The organism is Bacillus sp. M5A3_1b, assembly GCF_053345335.1.
In genome coordinates, this window is the sequence record NZ_JBKEZY010000034.1 from 1 (window position 1) to 1607 (window position 1607).

At 34.4% G+C, this 1607-nt stretch carries 2 protein-coding genes; both read left to right on the top strand.

Annotated elements, in window-relative coordinates:
- The first annotated feature begins 84 nt into the window (after nt 1-84).
- On the top strand, nt 85-396 hold the full coding sequence (locus tag ACLBWW_RS28580; RefSeq protein WP_000995770.1) for an ArsR/SmtB family transcription factor: 312 nt from the start codon (nt 85-87) through the stop codon (nt 394-396).
- Between the two features lie 120 nt (nt 397-516).
- Entirely contained in the window at nt 517-1605 is a 1089-nt protein-coding gene (locus ACLBWW_RS28585; RefSeq protein WP_447614404.1) for a saccharopine dehydrogenase, read from the top strand.
- Nucleotides 1606-1607: the final 2 nt, after the last annotated feature.

Here is a 1607-nt window from a genome sequence, read left to right on the forward strand (position 1 = left end):
TACTTCTTTATTGCATTAGATAGCAATGTAATTTATAATACGTTTAAATGATTAAATTCTTAAACGGAAGGTAATGTTAGCGAAATGAACTGTAATGATAAAGTAATGCATATTTTAGAAAATTTAAGACCATGTTTCCAAGGGTTGGGAGATCCAACTCGTCAGCAAATTGTATCGCTTTTAATTGATAAAGATAGCTTGAATGTGACGCAAATTGCGGAGCATATTCCCATGTCAAGACCTACTGTATCTCATCATTTGAAAATATTGAAACAATCAGGGTTACTTCGAGTTCAGAAAAAAGGCACTGAAATGTATTATTGTCTTGAATTTAATGAAACAATAAATCTTTTAAAAGAACTTGTTTCTTTAGTTGAAGATGAATGTAAGAATTAGGTACTCATTTATAGTTTAGGGACACCTTTTGTCCCTTTTTTTAGCGACATTGTGTTAAAAGGTTTAAGTTTTTAATTATTTAAACTTATGATCTCACACTAATTAAAATGGAGGTTTCAGATGAATAAGAAAACAGTATTAATTGTTGGTGGGTATGGTGTTGTTGGTAGTCAAATTGCTCAAATTTTACATGATCGACATCCTGATTTGGAAATTAGATTAGGAGGAAGAACTTTAGGGAAAGCGTTACCTTTTGAATCAGATAGAGTAAAAATAGTCACTGTAGACAACACAATAGATGATCCTTTAAGAAATTTGGATGATAATTTCACATTAGTTGTTAATGCGGTTAATGACCCGCAAGATAGACTACTTCTATCTGCAGTTCAAAAAAAAATTCCATTGGTTGACATTACTCGTTGGACTGAACGTTTTAAGAGTTCTATTGATCGATTAAAAAATGTTGAGGTCCAATCCCCTGTTGTATTAGCTTCAGGGTGGATGGGAGGGACAGCAGCCCTTTTTGCTAAAATGTATTCAAAAGATCTTCAAGAGGTTACGGTTGATATCAACGCACTATATTCTCTTCAAGACAAAGCAGGACCAAATTCAACAGCATATATGGACCGGTTAACGATTCCATTTGAAGTCAAAGCTCCAGAGGGAATGCGACAGGCTTATCCAATGACTGACCCAATCAAAGTCCGCTTTCCCAACGGTTATATAACCAAATGTTATCGTTTGGATACTCCTGATCACGTAACCCTGCCAGAATCAATTCATGCTGTTTCGGCTAACTTTCGGATTGCTTTTGATAGTAAAATATCTACATATGGACTGGTTTCTCTGGTGAATACAGGAATTTGGAAACTGATTAGTGGAGAAAAATTTAATGACTTACGAAAAAATATTCTTTATAAACCCGGAAGTGGAAGTGCACATAACATAGTTATTCACCTTAAAGGTTATGATGCTACTGGTGTATTGCATAGACGATGTGTGAACATATCCGATCCGTTAGGACAGACACATCTTACGGCTTTAGGAGCGGCTGTCCAAGCAGAGAAAATTTTACAAACATCTGATATTGTGGTTCGGAATTCTGAAATTTACTTTCCGGAAAATCTATTAGATTTGGGTGTGAATGCATCTGTAATTATAGATTTTTATAGAGAATATGGGGTCACTATTACGAAAGAAAATATATAAAA